We start from the raw sequence: 13,518 nt of genomic DNA on the forward strand, positions 1-13,518 counted from the left end.
TGTGAGTCGCCGGACCAACGGCGGCCGGCGCAAGGGAGATCGGGGGTGTACTCATGCGGATCGGACTGCTCACCGAGGGCGGATACCCGTATGCCACGGGGGAATCCAGGCTCTGGTGCGACCGGCTCGTGCGCGGTCTCGCGCAGCATGAGTTCGACATCTACGCGCTCAGCCGCAGCGCCCGCCAGGAGAACGGCGGCCGGCTCCCGCTCCCGCCCCAGGTGCGGGGCGTGCGCACGGCTTCCCCGTGGGCCCCCGCGAGCGACCGGCGCGGTCGTCCGCGCCGTTACGGACGGCGCGAGCGCCGTCGCTTCACCACCCACGTCACGCAACTGGCCGCCGCCGTGTGCGGAACGGACGCCGGTCTCGCCGATGAGGCTTTCGCCGAGGGGCTGTACGGGCTCGCCGAGCTCGGCCGTGAACACGGTGGCCTGCACGCCGCCCTGCGCTCCGAAACGACCGTGCGCGCGCTGGAGTCCGCCTGCCGCGCCCCTGGCGCACGCCGGAGCCTGCACGGCGCGACCGTCCCCGACTACCTGGTGTTCGCCGACCGGCTGGAGCGCGCCCTGCGCCCCCTCTCGCTCGACTGGTACGGCGCCGAGGACGGCCTCGGCGCGGTCGACCTCTGCCACGCCGCCTCCGGCGGACCGGCGGCCCTCCCCGGACTTCTGGCCAAACGCTTCTTCGGCGTTCCGCTGCTGGTCACCGAGTACGGCGTACACCTGCGCGCGCACTACCTGGCGGCCGCCGACGCGCCGCTGAGCGCACCCGTGCGCGCCCTGCTCGCCGCCTTCCACGGCTGCCTCGCCACCGAGGTGTACCGGCAGGCCGCCGTCATCACCCCCGGCAACACCCACGCGCGCCGCTGGCAGGAGAGGTGCGGCGCCGACCGGGCCAAGGTGCGGACCGTCTACCCGGGCCTGGAGGCCGAACAGTTCGCGGCGGTCGGCGACGGTGACGACGGCGGCGACCCCCACACGCTGGTGTGGGTGGGCCGGATCGAGCCGGCCAAGGACCTCGTCGGCCTGCTGCACGCCTTCGCGGAGGTACGGAAGGCCGAGCCGCACGCCCGGCTCCGGCTCCTGTCGGTGCCGCGCCACGAGCCCGGGACCGCCACGTACCTCGCGCACTGCCAGGCCCTGGCCGCCCAGCTGTTCCCCGACGAGGCCGCCGACGCGCACGCCGTCGGTGACAACCCGGTCTCCTTCGAGGAGGTCGGCGGCCCGTACGCACCCGGTCTCGCGGACGCGTACGCCGCGGGCGCGGTGGTCGTCCTCTCCAGCGTGGTCGAGGGCTTCCCGGTCGGCCTGGTCGAGGCCATGCTCTGCGGCCGCGCCACCGTGTCGACGGACGTCGGCGCGGTCGTCGAAGTCATCGGCGGTACGGGACTGGTCGTGCCCCCGCGCAATCCGCGGGCGCTCGCCGACGCCTGCCTGGCGCTGTTGCGCGACCCGGAGCGCAGGTCCCGGCTGGGCGCCGCCGCGCGTGCCCGCGCGCTGGAACTGTTCACCGTGGAGCAGAATCTCGCGGCGTTCCGCGACATCTACCTGCAGCTGATCTCGCACGCGCCCGTGCGCCGCCCTGCCGAGTGCGTCGGCGCGGACGGCCGGCCGCTGCCCTTCGCGCACCCCGCCGAGGCGTACCTGCCCGGGCACTGGACGCGGCGCGACGACGGGTGCCGCGTGAGCCGCGGGGCGGCGGGCGGCGCGGCGAGCGGCACCGGGCCCTCGGGGCGCGGCACCACGCCACTGTGGGCGGAGCAGCGGGGGGACGCGGACCCGGGCGCGGTCTCCGGGGCGGTCTTGGGGACGGTTCCGGGCGTGGGCGCCGGTTCGGGCGTGGGCGCGGTTGCGGGAAAGGGGCACGGCGATGCCTGAGCCAGACTCCGCGACACCAGGCGGCGGCCGAGTGACGGGCACCCGGCGCGGGCCCGCCGACCCCGTGAAGGCGCTGCTGCACCGGCACCGGGAGCTGTGCCGGCGGGCGGTCGACCCGCTGGAGATCGCCGCCGGGCTGGAGGCCCACGGGATCACCGACCGCACCGCCGCCCGGTTCCGGCACCGCGATGTCTTCTCGCTCGCCGAGGAGCTGTACGCGCGCGTGCCGCGCGGCGACGACAGCGCCCGCCCCGGCGCCGCCGCCGTACCCGACGACACGGCCGCCGCGTGGAACGGCCGCGCCGTCCTGCCGGCGCTGCTGCCCGGCGCCCTGGCCGCGCTCACCGTCGCGGGCCTCGCGGCGACCGAGGGGCCGTCACGGGCGGCGATCGGCGCGGCCGGCGCCATCGGGCTGATCGTGGCGCTCACCGCCTGCCCGCGGCGCGGCCCGCTGCGACCGGGCGGACGCACGGCATGGTCCACGCGCGCGTGGACCGGGTTTCTGCTGGCGTACGCCGTGTTCGGCGACGGGCTGCTGGATCAGCTCGTGGCGGGCGGCCCGGACGGCGCCTGGCCGGCGGCCACCGCGCCGCTGGTCACCCTCTGCCTCGCGGTCGCGCCCGCGGCCTGGTGCGCCCACCTCTTCTCCGTACGGGCACGGCGGCAACTGGCGCGCAGCCGCGGCCTGGAGGAGTTCGCCGCCGGGACGCGCCCCCTGCTGCTCGCGGTCGTCGCGCTCCATACGGCGGCCCTGGCAGGTCTGGTGGCGCTCGTGGGCGCGTTGCTCGGCAACGGTTCCCCCGGCGCCACCCTGGCCCTCGGCACCCTCCTCTTCGTCGCCCGGCTGCTCACCGTCCACGGCTTCGCCGCACCCGCCGCCACCGGGCTCCTCGCGGCCTGCGCCGCCCAGGCACTCGCCCTCGCGTCCGTCCCCGCCGGCCGCGTCCCCGGCTGCGACTGGCTCGCCCGCCCCGTCGAGGCGGCCGTCGCCACCTGGGGCGCCGCATCCGTACCCACCCTCGTGTGCGGCGCGGCCGCCCTCGCCCTGCTGGCCCGTGCCACCGCCGTACTCGCCCGGGCCTCCGCCCACGCCACCACGACCACCGCCACCACCTGACCCGGTGCGGCCCCTTCACCGGCACGCCCGACCAGTCCCGCCACACGATCCGAACGAGGAGACAACGGACATGACCCCCCAATCCCCAGCAACGGCCGGTCGGCGCGAAGGGGGCGCGCGATGAGGGTGCTGCTGCTCGGTGCCAATGGATTCCTCGGCCGCTTCGTCGCCGACCGGCTGCTCGCCGACCCGGCCGTCCACCTCACCGCCCTCGGGCGCGGTGACGACGCCGACGTACGCTTCGACCTCGCCGGCGGAAGCCCCGGCGCGCTCACCCGGTTCCTGGACGCCGTCCACCCCGGAGTCGTGATCAACTGCGCCGGGACCACCCGGGGCGGCGCCCGCGAGCTGACCCGGCACAACACGGTCGCCGTCGCGACCGTGTGCGAGGCGCTGCGGCGCAGCGGCTGCGGGGCACGGCTGGTCCAGGTCGGCTGCGCCTCCGAGTACGGGCCCTCGCAGCCCGGCTCGTCCACCGCCGAGGACGCGGTGCCGCGCCCCGGCGGGCCCTACGGCGTCTCCAAGCTGGCCGCCACCGAACTGGTCCTCGGCTCCGGGCTGGACGCCGTCGTCCTGCGGGTCTTCTCGCCGGTCGGCCCCGGCACCCCGGCCGGGTCGCCGCTCGGGCGGCTCGCGGAGGCGATGCGCCGGGCCATGCAGTCCGGCGACGGTGAACTGAAACTCGGCGGCCTCGGCGTACAGCGCGACTTCGTCGACGTACGCGATGTGGCGCGCGCCGTGCACGCCGCCTCCCTCTCCGCGGCGCAGGGCATCGTCAACATCGGTACGGGCCGTGCCGTACGGCTCCGGGACGCGGCCGCCGTCCTGGCCCGGGTCGCCGGCTACGCGGGCGCCCTGCACGAGCTGGACGCGCCGCCGAGCAGGCCCGCCATGGCGACCATCGGCGTCCAGCGCGGTGAGAGCCCGCCCGAACACCCGGCCGCAGGCCCCTCCCCGTACCCCGATGGCTGCGGCAGCTGGCAGCAGGCCGACGTCCGCACGGCGCGCGACCGGCTCGGCTGGCGGCCCCGGATCAACCTGGAGGAATCCCTCGCCGACATCTGGATGGAGGCCGCATGCCGCATCTGATCAGTACGGGCACGGAGCTGTCCGCGACCGGCGCGGAACGGCTCGGGTTCGGCATCCCCGGCTACGCCCACCCCCTGCTGGCGCCCGTCGAGTGGGCAGAACTGACCCGCCCCGGCACGCCCCTGCACTGGGCCGTCCTCAACGTCGCGGACGGCCCGGGTGCCCGGCCCGACCCGCACTGCCTGGAGGCCGCCGGAAAGCTGCGCAACGCGGGCGTGCGCGTCCTCGGCCACCTCGACCTCGGGTACGGCTCCCGGCCCTTCGGCGAGCTCGTCTCCGACGCCCACCGCTACCTGGACTGGTACCTGGTGGACGGCTATCTGCTGGACCGCTGTCCCACGGACCGGGCGGACCTGGCCGCGGTACGGCGTACGACGGCCACCTTGGAGGCCGTCCTCGACGGCGTGGACGGTGCGCATCTGGTGCTGGGGCACGGCTCCCACCCGTACCCCGGGTATGCCGAAATCGCCGACCAGTTGGTGACGTTTTCCGGGCCGTGGACGGATTACCGCTGGTCACAGGCGCCCGAATGGACCGCCGACCACCCGCCCGAACGGTTTGCGCACCTCGTCCACGGAGTGCCGCGCACCCATCTGGAGGAGGCGGTGCGCATCGCGCGGTGGCAGGGGGCCGGGACGATCTTCTTCACGGACCGCACCGCGCGCGCCGGTGACCACACCGGACAGAACAGCCCATTCGAGACTCTGCCCGGCTACTGGGACGAAATCGTCTCGCAGATCGGACCAGGCGTCTCGGAATGAGGAGGGCCGTGGCAGTGTTACGGAAGAACAACCGTACTGACTACCGACCAGCTGTATTGATGAGGTCTCCGTGTCGCTGCCACCCCTGGTCGAGCCGGCTGCCGAGCTCACCGTAGACGAGGTCCGCAGGTACTCCCGCCACCTGATCATCCCGGATGTCGGGATGGACGGGCAGAAGCGGCTGAAGAACGCCAAAGTGCTCTGTGTGGGCGCCGGCGGCCTCGGCTCCCCGGCCCTGATGTACCTGGCCGCGGCGGGGGTGGGCACGCTCGGCATCGTGGAGTTCGACGAGGTCGACGAGTCGAACCTGCAGCGCCAGATCATCCACAGCCAGTCGGACATCGGCCGCTCCAAGGCCGAGTCCGCGCGCGACAGCGTCCTCGGCATCAACCCGTACGTGAACGTGATCCTTCACGAGGAGCGGCTGGAAGCCGACAACGTGATGGACATCTTCAGCCAGTACGACCTGATCGTCGACGGCACGGACAACTTCGCCACGCGGTACCTGGTCAACGACGCGTGCGTGCTGCTGAACAAGCCGTACGTATGGGGCTCGATCTACCGTTTCGACGGCCAGGCCTCCGTCTTCTGGTCCGAGTACGGCCCCTGCTACCGCTGCCTCTACCCGGAGCCCCCGCCGCCGGGCATGGTCCCCTCCTGCGCCGAGGGCGGCGTCCTGGGCGTGCTGTGCGCGTCGATCGGCTCCATCCAGGTCACCGAGGCGATCAAGGTCCTGACCGGTGTCGGTGAGCCGCTGGTCGGCCGCCTGATGATCTACGACGCCCTGGAGATGCAGTACCGCCAGGTCAAGGTCCGCAAGGACCCCGACTGCGCGGTCTGCGGCAAGAACCCGACCGTCACCGAGCTCATCGACTACGAGGCCTTCTGCGGCGTCGTGTCCGAGGAGGCCCAGGAGGCGGCGCTCGGCTCGACGATCACTCCCAAGCAGCTCAAGGAGTGGATCGACGAGGGCGAGAGCATCGACATCATCGATGTCCGTGAGCAGAACGAGTACGAGATCGTCTCGATCCCCGGCGCCCGGCTGATCCCGAAGAACGAGTTCCTGATGGGCACCGCCCTCCAGGACCTGCCCCAGGACAAGAAGATCGTCCTGCATTGCAAGACGGGTGTCCGCAGTGCGGAAGTCCTCGCGGTGCTGAAGTCCGCCGGCTTCGCGGACGCGGTCCACGTCGGTGGCGGGGTCATCGGCTGGGTGAACCAGATCGAGCCGGAGAAGCCGATCTACTAGACGGCGGTTTTCGCACGGGCCGCTCGTAGGGCTGTTCGCGCGGGAGGTGCGTACGGGCTCTCCGTACGAGTGCGATGGGCCGGACCCGGGACGGGGTCCGGCCCATCGCGCATGGCCCCTGAGGCGGCTCCCTCTTGGCCGTCAGGCGGCGTAGGGCCCGCCAATGGGGGCGGCGATCTGCACGCGCTTGAGGTGGCGCGTCGGGTCCTCGAACGCGTTGCGCGAGTGCAGCATCCGCCAGTTGTTCCAGACGATCATGTCGCGCTCCTGGTATTCCACGGCGACATGGCTCTCGTCATAGATCTCCTTGCCCCGCTCCAGCAGCCGGGCCGCCAGTTCGTCTCCCTCGGGCACGACCAGGTTGTTGTAGGAGAAGCGGAGGACGCGCTCGCCGTCGACTTCTTCCAGAACCGGGTGCTCCACATGGTGGTGGACACCGCGACGGGCCAGGCCTTCCGTGGATGTCCACGCGTAGGGCGTCTCGGAGAAGTGCCGCAATTCGGTTTCGGTGAATTCACGGAGGATGCGGTCTCCGTCGAGCAGGGTCGTCTCACCGCCCAGTCCGGACGCCGGCTTGACGCACCACAGGGCCATGTACCGGGGCGGCAGGCCGCGGAACTCATAACCCTCGGTGTGCGGAACCAGCGGTCTGCGGTTCTGGGCGTGGTAGATGTCGTCCATGTCGGCCTCGGGCTTGAGGTCGCCGACCACGGTCCCCGTGGGTGTCGGCTGGAAGTCGCCCAGTTCCTTGAGGAAAGCGACATGGTCGAAGCTGTCCGGCACGTTCACGATCTGGACGTAGCCGTTGTTGCCCAGAAGCTGGCGGAACGCGTACCGCAGGACGCTGTCCGGCAGCGGGTCGTTGTTGACGTCATAGCAGGAGAGAACGCTGTCAGGAGACTTCGGCATGACCGGTCCTTGTTCTTGTCCAGTGGTGGGTGGGTAATTGCGGTGGTGCGGGAAAGCGCGGCCTGACGGCGAGGCGACTCGTGACCGAGGCCGCGTGGTCGGATTGCATGGGTTTACTGTTCTCTTCGGTCTTTTTCTTCGGCCATCAGGTGAACTCGTCGTATCCGAGGCGGAGCACCATGGCCGCTACGACCACCAGCAGGACGCCCCTGATGAACCCGCTGCCCCGGGACATGGTCATCCGTGCGCCCACCAGCGCGCCGGCCACGTTGAACACGGACATGCCGAGTCCCAGCACCCAGAGCACATGACCCTGGACGGCGAAGACCAGGAGAGCGCCGAGATTGGTGCCCACGTTGATCATCTTCACGGTGGAGAGGGCCTGGATGAAGGTCAGGCTCAGCAGCGTGGTGAAGGAAATGATGAGGAATGTTCCGGTGCCCGGGCCGACAAGACCGTCGTAGAAGCCGATTCCCGTCCCGGCGAGCAGGACGAGCCGGGCGACATGTCGCCGGTCCGGGGCGTCACGGTAAGCGTCCAGGTCGGCGGTGGTCGAGGTGCCGAACTGCGGGCGCATCAGGACGAAGGCCGCCACTGCGATGAGGAGGGCGAGGATGACCGGCCGCAGGAAATCCGAGGAGACCGCCGTCGCGACCATCGCGCCGCCCGCGGAGCCCGCGATCGCCGCGCTGCCGCCGACTGCCGCCACTTTCCGGGAAATGGGGTGTTTGCGCCGGTACACCAGGGCCGCTGTGAAGGTGCCAAGTGTGGCGGCCAGCTTGTTCGTTCCCAGGACGGAGGCCACGGGATAGGCGTTGGCCGTGACGAGAAGTGCGGGCAATTGCAGAAGGCCGCCACCTCCGACCACCGCGTCGACCCACCCTGCCATCGCGGCGACCGCTAACAGGGCGACTACAGCTTGCCATTCCATGAGTGACTGAATCTTTCGGAAGGACGCCCCGAAGTGAGACGACGAGCGATGGTGGATAAATGTGCGCCTTGCCGGGGCTCATCGTGCCTGGAGAGTCAGTGCTCAGGGGTGGCGACCAGATGAACAGCAGCGGACGGAAAGGGCGATCTTCCTTACGGGTGGGGGGTGGTGACCGGGATTCTCCGGGCGGCCCTCCACGGGTATGCCGGCGGCCGGGAATGGGAATCCGCTATTCCGCTGACAGTGGTGGCGGACCTCTCGTTCGACTGGCTTACGGGCGCCGTGGATAAGGCGGGGAAGATCACGAGCGAGATCGTATGATCATCGAAAGCGACGCGTCACTCTTTCACGGTGGGATGAGAGCTAGGTCACATACGCTTTATTGGCTGGCCGCCGGGGATGTTTCCCGGAACGGCCGGCGGATCGCGCCGGGACGTCGGGGCGCCGGGAAATGTACTGCCGCAGCGCCATGCGACGGCTACGGGCAGACGGTCCCCTCCGCCGGGACCTTGCCGTCCAGCAGGTAGGCGTCCACCGCCCGCCGGACGCACGCGTCACCGCTGTTGTACGCGCCGTGCCCCTGGCCCCGGTACGTGACCTCCACGCCGACGCCCTTGCCGAGCGCCGCCGCCATCGCCTTGGCGCCCTCGTACGGCGTGGCCGGGTCACCGGTGTTGCCGATGACGACGATCGGCGCCGCGCCGGGGGCGCTGACGTCGGGGTGCTCCGAGGTGCCGGGGACCGGCCACTGGGAGCAGCCGATCAGACCCCAGGCGAGGAAGTCGCCGAACACGGGGGACGCCTTGCGGAACTCGGGCAGCTTCGCCTTCGCCTGCTCCACCGAGTAACGCGCCTTGTCGTCCACGCAGTTAATCGCCGCGTTGGCCGCCTGGAGGTTGTTGTAGTTGCCGTTCTGGTCGCGCCCGTTCATGGAGTCCGACAGGGCGAGCAGCAGCCCGCCGTCGCCGCCGTCGGCCTCGTCGAGGCCCTGTTCCAGATAGGGCCAGTACTCCTTCGAGTACAGGGCCTGGGCGATGCCGTTGGTGGCCTGGGTCTGGGTGAGCTTCCGGTCGCCGATGCCCTGGATGGGCTTCTTGTCGAGCCGGGCGAGCAGATCGATGATGAACCCCTCGATCTCCTGGGCGTTGCTGCCCGGCAGCCTGCACGCCTCGCCGCGCCGTACGCAGTCCTGGGCGAAGTTGCGCAGCGCCAGTTGGAAGCCCTTCGCCTGGCCCAGCGCGCCCTCCTCCGCGGTGCCGGTGGGGTCGACGACGGCGTCGAAGACCGCGCGGCCGACGTTCTTCGGGAACAGGTGGGCGTAGACGCCGCCCAGTTCGGTGCCGTACGAGATGCCGAAGTAGTACAGCTTGTCGTCGCCCAGCACCTGGCGCATCAGGTCCAGGTCACGGGCGGCGTTGACGGTGCCGACGTGCGGCAGCTCGTCGCCGGAGTTCTCCTCGCAGGCCTCGGCGAACTCCTTCAGGCCCTCCTGGTAGGCGCGCTCCTCACCCGCGTCGTCGGGCGTGGAGTCGAGCGCGAAGAAGGCGTCGAGCTCCGGGTCGTCGTGGCACTCCACGCCCGCGCTCCGGCCGACGCCGCGCGGGTCGAAGCTGACCAGGTCGTAGCGGGTGCGCAGCGACTCGTAGTCCTTGGCGAAGGACGGCAGGGCGGTGAGCCCGGAGCCGCCCGGGCCACCGAAGTTGAAGATGAGGGAGCCGATCCGCTTCGCCGGGTCGGAAGCCTTGGCGCGGATGAGCGCCAGCTCGATGGTCTCGCCGCCGGGGTCCGCGTAGTCGAGCGGGGCGTCCATGAAGGAGCACTCCCATGTGGTGCCGCCGGGCAGCGGGGAGGGGGCGGTGCCGTCGCCCTCCTGGAGGGCGGGGGCGGGGCACGCCTCCCACGTCAGCTCCTGGGCGGCCAGCTCCGTGGCCCGGCCCTGGTCCGGGCTCTTGTCACCGCCGCCCGAGCAGCCGGCGGCCACCAGTACGGCGGCGGCCGCGACGGCGAGCACGCAGGCACGCCGAGGCCTACGGGTGCGGGTGGCGGCTGGCCGGGCGGCGCGGGTGGTCATGAATCCATGGTGCGCCCGGCTGCTGTCCGGCGCCCGGGACGAGGGCCATGCGGGTGGCCGGGCGGATCTGGACAGCGCCCGTCCCGTACGGGGCTACAGCGCGCCCTTCCGGGTCAGGTGGTTGAACGAGAACCACCCCGGCAGCACCGGCAGCCACAGCGTCAGCAGCCGGTACAGCAGCACCGCCGGCGTCGCGACCTCCACGGGCAGCCCGCCCACCGCCACCAGACCGGTGATCAGGGTCGCCTCCACCGCACCGACACCGCCCGGTGTGGGCGCCGCGGACCCCAGCGCGTTGCCCGCCAGGAACACCACGGCGAGGCTCGCGTAGCTCAGCGGCTGCTCGCCGTCGGAGAAGGCGCGGATCGAGGCGTCCAGGCACATCACGAACGTACCCGTCAGCAGCAGCATGCCGCCGATGCCGGTGAGCAGCTTCCCCGGCCGCTGGAGCACGTCCAGCATGCGCGGCACGACGCCCGCGAACAGCGACCGCAGCCGGGTGGAGACGAACTTGCGCAGCGCGGGGATCGCCGTGGCGACCAGCACCAGCACCGCGACCGTCAGCAGCCCCGCGATGACCGTCCTGGAAGGAGTGAAGTCCTGCGTCTTCTCCGTACCCGTCAGATAGCCGAAGGCGAGCAGCAGCATGATGTGCGCGCCGAGCCCGAACAGCTGTGAGGCGCCGACGCTGGCCACCGCCAGCCCGGGCCGTACGCCGGAACGCTGGAGGAAGCGGGTGTTGAGCGCCACTCCGCCGACCGCCGCCGGGGCGACGATCTTGACGAAGGACCCCGCGACCTGGGCGATCACCGTCCGCCAGAACGACACCCGCTCGGGGACGAAGCCCAGCAGGCTCATCGCCGCGGCCACGTAACTGAGCGCGGAGAAGAGCAGCCCGGCCGTGACCCACGCCCAGTGGGCCTCGGCGAACGTGGACAGGGACAGCGGCGCGCTCGCGATCTGCGAGAGCAGGAAGTACAGGGCGATGGCACCGGCGATGATGCTGATGAGCGTGCGCGGCTTGATGCGTTCCAGCCGTACGGGCTCCACCGGCGCCTGCGGTCTGATGAGCAGCACCTGCCGGCGGATCTGCGCCAGCAGGTCTTCCTCGCGGACCTCGTCCATCGCCTCGTCCAGGGCCCGCTTCTCGGCCTGCTTGTGGACCCGTACGGCCTTGCGGTCGGGCTCGCCCTTCCCCTCGTGGCTCGCCGGCCGCGCCTGCTTGGCGGCCTCGGACGCGGCCAGTACCGCATCCCGCTCCCGCTGCGCGCGCTCCCGCGCGAGCTTGCGCAAGGTGGCGCGGGTCGAGCGGCTGAGCGCGATCGGCTGGAGCAGCGGCAGACAGCCGGCGACCTTGTCCGGGCCGAGCACCTCCACGGCGGCGGTCACCGCGCGCTCGGCACCGACCCGCAGGCCGAGCGTGGTGAGCAACTGCGCGATGTCCATGCGCAGGACGAGGTCACTGGCGGCGATCTCACCGCCCCGCAGATCTGTGATGATCACTTTGCCGGAACGATCCACCAGAAGCGCGTCGCCCGTGAGCCTGCGGTGCGCGATACGCCGCGACTGCAGCGCCTTCACCTGCTGCCAGGCACCCCGCACCACCTCGTCGGTGATCTCCTCGTCCGACAGCGAGTCCAGGGCGCGGCCACCGAGGTGTTCGTACACCAGCATCACGGCGTCCGGACCGAGCTCGGCGGTGGCGATCAGCTTGGGCGCGTTGGCGCCGGCGGCGATCGCCGCGTACGCCAGCAGCGCCTCCTGCTCCAGGGCCTGGCGCAGGGACTGCAGGGAACGGCGGGTGGTGATGCCGCGCAGGGTCAGCCGGCGCCAGACCCGGTAGAAGAAACCCTGCGCCTGTTGCTCGCGGTCGACGACGGTGACGTCGAGCGGCGGGCCGTCCTCCAGCGTGACCAGATAGCGGCGGCCGCGGTCCGCCTGCTCGGCGGAGTCCGGGACGTCCTCGGCGCGCATCGCCGTGACCGGCCGGAAGCCGACGTGGCGCAGCCCGGCCAGGAGGGTCTGGCCGGTGGGCCGCACGTTCGGGGAGCCGACCGTGTAGAGGGTGCCGTACGCGACGGTCCAGCCGATCAGCACGGTCAGGATGATCGAGAAGGGGGTGGTGTAGTCGGCGACCAGCATCGCGAACGCGTCGAGCAGCAGCACCGCCCACAGCACCACGCGCCAGCGCGGCCGGCGGGCCATGCCGACCGCCGTCATATAGGCGATGACCGGGGCGAGATAGCCATGTACGGGGTCGGTCAGGCCACCGCCCGGCTGGGGCTGGGTGAGGGCCTCCTGGATGCTGCTGGGCGCGGCCCTGGCGACCCACAGGTCGGTGGCGAGGGTGACGCCGTGCGCCAGGACGGCGGCGAGCACACCGTCCGCGATGCGCAGCCCGTCCCGTTTGATCAGCCGCTCGATCGCGAAGGCGACGGGGACCAGGAGGACGGCGATGCTGGAGACGAGCCCGCCGACCTTCACGAAGACGTCGGGCGCCTGGCCGGTGCCCTTGCTGATGTCCTCCTCGAGGCCGGAGGTGGTGGCGTGGGCGAAGGCGGCGATGGCGATGACGAGGCCGATCGCCAGGATGCCGATGAGCATCCGCAGCAGGTCGGAAGGCCGGTGTACGCGGGCGGCGAGAAGCGGCTCGTCACCGGAGACGCGGTCGATGTGCCCCTCCGCGTTCACGCATACCGTCTCCTTCGTCTCACTCATCTCCATCGTCTCAGGAGACCCCGGAGTGCTCGCCACCTCGGGAGGCCGCACATCCCGCCCCTTCGCCGTTTCCGCGTCTTGTCGATCTCGTGTCACCGGTCACCGCCCGGAAGATGGTGGCATGACCGGTCGGTACAGGGGGGCATCAGGGTGCATTGCCCGCGTTGTCGGTGGTGTGGTGCAGGATGGACCGGGTGAGTGCTGAGGAGCTTCCGGAGTACGCGGAACGGGTGCTGGAAGTGGCCGAGCTGATCCCGGCCGGCCGGGTGATGACGTACGGAGACGTCGCCGAATGGCTCGCCCAGGCGGAGGAGGAGCGCGAGGCGCTCTCCGACAAGGGTGGTGGTGGGCGACGGGTGGGCGGTCCGCGCCAGGTCGGCCGCGTCATGGCGCTCTACGGCGGCGCGGTGCCGTGGTGGCGGGTGGTGCGGGCCGACGGGCGGCTCCTGCCGGGCCATGAGCTGCGCGCCCTCGACCGCTACCGGCAGGAGGGGACCCCGCTGCGCGAGGCGGCGCGGCACGCCGACGGCCACCTGCCGCGGCTCGACATGAGGCGCGCGCGGTGGGACGGCGGCGACGGCGAGCGTGCGGTGGCTCACATATGACGGCCCCGGCGGCGCAGGTGGCGGCTGCGGCGTACGTGGCGGCTCGGGCGACGCACGTGGCGGTTCGGGCGTACGTGGGCGCTGCGACATGCGTGACGGCCGCGGCGTACGTGACGGCTCGGGCGCAGGTGGCGGCTCGGGGGTCCGTGGGCGCTGCGACATACGTGACCGTTGCGACGCACGTGACGGCT

General features: G+C 71.8%; 10 protein-coding genes. 6 read left to right on the forward strand and 4 right to left on the reverse strand.

Annotated elements, in window-relative coordinates:
* The first annotated feature begins 53 nt into the window (after positions 1-53).
* From QWM81_RS11245 to moeZ, 5 genes are all read left to right on the forward strand, one after another.
* Positions 54-1,877 carry a DUF3492 domain-containing protein gene (locus QWM81_RS11245; protein WP_290111689.1) on the forward strand — a complete coding sequence of 608 codons (1,824 nt, stop codon included), beginning with the start codon at positions 54-56 and terminating at the stop codon, positions 1,875-1,877.
* Complete coding sequence (locus QWM81_RS11250) at positions 1,870-2,994, forward strand: hypothetical protein (protein WP_290111690.1); 1,125 nt, start codon at positions 1,870-1,872, stop codon at positions 2,992-2,994. The genes QWM81_RS11245 and QWM81_RS11250 overlap by 8 nt, the downstream gene beginning before the upstream one ends.
* 120 nt (positions 2,995-3,114) lie before the next feature.
* Positions 3,115-4,083: an SDR family oxidoreductase gene (locus tag QWM81_RS11255; RefSeq protein WP_290111691.1), complete on the forward strand. Its 969-nt coding sequence runs from the start codon at positions 3,115-3,117 to the stop codon at positions 4,081-4,083.
* Complete coding sequence (locus tag QWM81_RS11260; protein ID WP_290111692.1) at positions 4,071-4,844, forward strand: spherulation-specific family 4 protein; 774 nt, start codon at positions 4,071-4,073, stop codon at positions 4,842-4,844. Before QWM81_RS11255 ends, QWM81_RS11260 begins: the two co-directional genes overlap by 13 nt.
* 70 nt (positions 4,845-4,914) lie before the next feature.
* The gene (gene moeZ / locus QWM81_RS11265) at positions 4,915-6,093 is read left to right on the forward strand and encodes an adenylyltransferase/sulfurtransferase MoeZ (protein ID WP_290111693.1); all 1,179 of its coding nucleotides are present in this window, start codon (positions 4,915-4,917) and stop codon (positions 6,091-6,093) included.
* Positions 6,094-6,234: 141 nt separating this feature from the next.
* Here the strand turns inward: moeZ and QWM81_RS11270 are convergent, their stop codons facing one another.
* The 4 genes from QWM81_RS11270 to QWM81_RS11285 form a co-directional block, all read right to left on the reverse strand.
* Complete coding sequence (locus QWM81_RS11270) at positions 6,235-7,002, reverse strand: TauD/TfdA family dioxygenase (protein ID WP_290111694.1); 768 nt, start codon at positions 7,000-7,002, stop codon at positions 6,235-6,237.
* A 145-nt stretch (positions 7,003-7,147) separates the two neighbouring features.
* Entirely contained in the window at positions 7,148-7,933 is a 786-nt protein-coding gene (locus QWM81_RS11275) for a TSUP family transporter (RefSeq protein WP_290111695.1), read from the reverse strand.
* 478 nt (positions 7,934-8,411) lie between these two features.
* Positions 8,412-10,004: an alpha/beta hydrolase gene (locus QWM81_RS11280; protein WP_290111696.1), complete on the reverse strand. Its 1,593-nt coding sequence runs from the start codon at positions 10,002-10,004 to the stop codon at positions 8,412-8,414.
* A 93-nt stretch (positions 10,005-10,097) separates the two neighbouring features.
* Positions 10,098-12,722, reverse strand: a complete 2,625-nt coding sequence (locus QWM81_RS11285) for a lysylphosphatidylglycerol synthase transmembrane domain-containing protein (protein ID WP_290111697.1) — start codon at positions 12,720-12,722, stop codon at positions 10,098-10,100.
* A gap of 185 nt (positions 12,723-12,907) precedes the next feature.
* Here QWM81_RS11285 and QWM81_RS11290 point away from each other — a divergent pair, with 185 nt between their 5' ends.
* Entirely contained in the window at positions 12,908-13,327 is a 420-nt protein-coding gene (locus QWM81_RS11290) for an MGMT family protein (RefSeq protein ID WP_290111698.1), read from the forward strand.
* Positions 13,328-13,518 lie beyond the last annotated feature (191 nt).

Source organism: Streptomyces ficellus (assembly GCF_030406405.1).
Taxonomy (GTDB): domain Bacteria; phylum Actinomycetota; class Actinomycetes; order Streptomycetales; family Streptomycetaceae; genus Streptomyces; species Streptomyces ficellus_B.

Excerpts from the sequence above, each read along its gene's own strand:
- QWM81_RS11270 (WP_290111694.1), bottom strand. The coding sequence starts at position 7,002 with ATGCCGAAGTCTCCTGACAGCGTTCTCTCCTGCTATGACGTCAACAAC.
- QWM81_RS11245 (WP_290111689.1), top strand. The coding sequence starts at position 54 with ATGCGGATCGGACTGCTCACCGAGGGCGGATACCCGTATGCCACGGGG.
- QWM81_RS11260 (WP_290111692.1), top strand. The coding sequence starts at position 4,071 with ATGCCGCATCTGATCAGTACGGGCACGGAGCTGTCCGCGACCGGCGCG.
- QWM81_RS11250 (WP_290111690.1), top strand. The coding sequence starts at position 1,870 with ATGCCTGAGCCAGACTCCGCGACACCAGGCGGCGGCCGAGTGACGGGC.
- QWM81_RS11290 (WP_290111698.1), top strand. The coding sequence starts at position 12,908 with ATGGACCGGGTGAGTGCTGAGGAGCTTCCGGAGTACGCGGAACGGGTG.
- QWM81_RS11255 (WP_290111691.1), top strand. The coding sequence starts at position 3,115 with ATGAGGGTGCTGCTGCTCGGTGCCAATGGATTCCTCGGCCGCTTCGTC.
- QWM81_RS11285 (WP_290111697.1), bottom strand. The coding sequence starts at position 12,722 with ATGAGTGAGACGAAGGAGACGGTATGCGTGAACGCGGAGGGGCACATC.
- QWM81_RS11280 (WP_290111696.1), bottom strand. The coding sequence starts at position 10,004 with ATGACCACCCGCGCCGCCCGGCCAGCCGCCACCCGCACCCGTAGGCCT.
- QWM81_RS11275 (WP_290111695.1), bottom strand. The coding sequence starts at position 7,933 with ATGGAATGGCAAGCTGTAGTCGCCCTGTTAGCGGTCGCCGCGATGGCA.